Source organism: Rhodobaculum claviforme (assembly GCF_016653255.1).
Lineage (GTDB): Bacteria > Pseudomonadota > Alphaproteobacteria > Rhodobacterales > Rhodobacteraceae > Rhodobaculum > Rhodobaculum claviforme.
In genome coordinates this window covers 1-2,817 of record NZ_NHSD01000024.1, presented here as the reverse complement: position 1 = coordinate 2,817, position 2,817 = coordinate 1, and the positions used below count along the sequence as shown (strand labels likewise).

The window sequence follows — 2,817 nt, the reverse complement described above, 5'->3', positions numbered from 1 at the left end:
CCGCCCACCAGCGCCGACAGCACCAGCGCCAGCCCCACCCGACCGACGGTCATCCCCAGCGCGGCCCAGCCACCGGCGCCCGACAGAGTGGCCGCGACCGCCGCGCCGGTCTGCCACGGCGAAGGCAGGATGAAGCCCCCGTAATGCCAATGCGCCAGCTGCCACGCGCCCAGGAACAGTGCGATGCCCAGCAGGGGCGGGCCAAGGCGCAGGGCAGCGCGCGCGGCCAGGATCGGGGCCATCGCGGCCCAGTCCGCCCACCGCACGGGCGCCGCCGTGACCCCTGACCGAGGGGACAACGCGGACGGCGGATCAGAGGGCATAAAGCCCGTCATCCGGCAGTGCGCCCCCGATCAGGCCCGGATCGGCCGCGATCAGCGCCGCGAACAGCGCCTCGACCTCGGGTCGCGCGGCCGTGGCGGATCGCACGGCGATGTGGGCAAAGGGGATCGCCTGCGCCAGCAGCGGCGCCGCGCGGTCGAGAAAGGCAGCCGCATCCAAAGCTGCCGCGGCCGGATCGGCGTTGACCGATGCCGCGGCCTGCGCCAGCGCCCCGGTCAGGGCGGCGGCGAGCCATGGGTGTTCGGCGGCGTAGTCTGCCCGCATCGCCAGCGCGGCCTGCGGCAGCGACGGGCGCAGGCCCGTGATCGCGCCCAGGACATCGCGCATCTGCACGCCCCGGTGCAGGTCCTGCCCGTCGCTGCGCCCGCGCAGCAGCGCCGCGGTGGCCGCGGGTTCGGCCAGCAGCGCCACATCGGCCCGCCCCGCCAGCAGAACCTGCGCCGCCTCCATCTGCGTGGCAGCGGGGATCAGCGTCACGTCCTGCGGCGTCATGCCGTGATGGCCCAGCGCCAGCCGCATCATGTGGCCGGTGAAGTCGTTCACATTGGGCACCACGACCGACCCCGCGCGCAGATCCGGGATCGAACATCCCTCGATCCCGCGCGCGACCAGCCCGCAATGCCCATCGGTCAGCGTGGCGACCAGCCTGATGCCAAAGCCACGATTGTACAGGCTGGCCGCCGCCTGCGTCGGCACGACCGTCACCGGCACCCGCCCCGAGACCAACTCCGCGCGCATCTCGTCGGCCGTGGTCCAGATCGACAGGTCGACCTCATCCGCGAGGTCCGCCAGCAGCCCCCGCGCACGGGCATGGGCCATCAGGATGCCAGGGCCGGAGGCCGGGGTCTGCAGGCGCAGACGCCCGAGGCGCGCGGTCCGGGCGCCCAAGATGGACGGGGCGGCGAGCCCCGCCAACCCAAGGGCCAGCGCGGCACGGCGCGTGATGCGGTTCCGGGGCATGGCGGTGGTGCCTCCAGTCAGGTCAGGCGTGTCGGGACAACGCGGGCGTGGTCCAGCCTGCACCAAACCCTCCCCCGCTGGAAGGTTCAAACATTCATCCGTGCGCATCTGTCGCTGGCGCGGCCACCGGGTGCCGCAATGAGGTGCCACGCCGGACCGACCGCGCCCCCCCTCGCTGGCCCCCACGCAATCCAACCCGGAGGCCTCGGGCGCAACCGACGGGCGCTGGCGAGGGGCGCTGGCGAGGGGCGAGGGGCGCGGCCCCCGCGCTGCGCCGCCCTCCGCCCGGGGCCGCGCCGCATGCGTCGGCCCCATGCCCGCCGGCCCGCTGCCAGGCGGCCGTCGTCCGCTCAGAGCGCCTGCCCGGCCGCCCATCCCGAACTCCACGCCCATTGAAAGTTGTAGCCGCCCAGCCACCCCGTCACGTCGACCAGCTCGCCCACCACATGCAGCCCCGGCACCGCGCGCGCCGCAAAGCTGCGCGCGTCCAGATCCCTCGTGTCGACACCGCCCGCCGTCACCTCGGCGGTGCGCCAGCCTTCGGTCCCGGCCGGCACCAGCTGCCAGTCGTGGACGCTGCGCGAGAGCGTCGCGAACCCCGCCCGGGTCTGGTCGGCCAGCCGCCCCCGCAACGCGGCCCGCGCCACCACGCTGCGCGCCAGCGCCTGCGGCAGGTCCAGCACATTGACCAGATCGCGCCCGCCCAGACCCGCCGCGCGCCCCGCCTCGGCCTCGGCCGCCAGGTCGCGCCCCGGGCACAAATCGACGCGGATCGCACTGCCTGGCGCCCAGTAGCTGGAAATCTGCAGGATCGACGGGCCCGACAGCCCGCGATGGGTGAACAGCAACCCCTCCTGAAACGCGATCCGCTGCCCCGCAACCCCCACCCGGGCGTGGACCGAGAGGCCGGCCAGCGGGCGCATCGCCTCCAGCTGCGCATCGGTGAACACCAGAGGCACGAGCGCCGGCCGGGTCGGCACGACCCGGAGGCCGAACGCCTCGGCCACGCGGTAGCCGAAATCGCTGGCCCCCATCTTCGGGATCGACTTGCCTCCGGTCGCAAGCACCACCGCGGGCGCCGCGAACGCCCCCGCGTCGGTTTCGACCCGGAACCCGCCATCGGCCCCGCGGGTCACCGCCCCCGGGCGGACGCCCAGGCGAAGCTCACCCCCGGCGGCATGCAGGTCGCGCAGCAGCATGTCGACGATCTGCCGCGCCGATCCGTCGCAGAAAAGCTGCCCAAGGGTCTTTTCGTGCCAGCCGATGCCGGCGTGCGTGACCCGGTCGATGAAGTCCTGCTGGGTGTACCGGCTAAGCGCCGATCGCGCAAAGCGGGGGTTTTGCGACAGGAAGCGGTCCGGAGAGATCTGAAGGTTGGTGAAATTGCATCGCCCCCCGCCCGAGATGCGGATCTTCTCGCCCGCCGCGCGGGCATGGTCCAGCACCACCACCCGCCGTCCCCGGCGCGCGGCCTCGATGGCGCACATCAGGCCCGCCGCCCCCGCCCCGAGGATT

Annotated in this window: 2 protein-coding genes and 1 pseudogene; all 3 read right to left on the bottom strand. The window is 74.0% G+C overall.

The features are described from left to right. Window positions 1-266: pseudogene (locus tag CCR87_RS00340) on the bottom strand (hypothetical protein); the annotation flags it as partial. Window positions 267-312: 46 nt separating this feature from the next. Continuing rightward, window positions 313-1,302 carry an ABC transporter substrate-binding protein gene (locus CCR87_RS00335; protein ID WP_201155352.1) on the bottom strand — a complete coding sequence of 330 codons (990 nt, stop codon included), beginning with the start codon at window positions 1,300-1,302 and terminating at the stop codon, window positions 313-315. Window positions 1,303-1,652: 350 nt separating this feature from the next. Then, window positions 1,653-2,816 carry a BaiN/RdsA family NAD(P)/FAD-dependent oxidoreductase gene (locus tag CCR87_RS00330; RefSeq protein ID WP_338048847.1) on the bottom strand — a complete coding sequence of 388 codons (1,164 nt, stop codon included), beginning with the start codon at window positions 2,814-2,816 and terminating at the stop codon, window positions 1,653-1,655. Between the last annotated feature and the right edge of the window lies 1 nt (window position 2,817).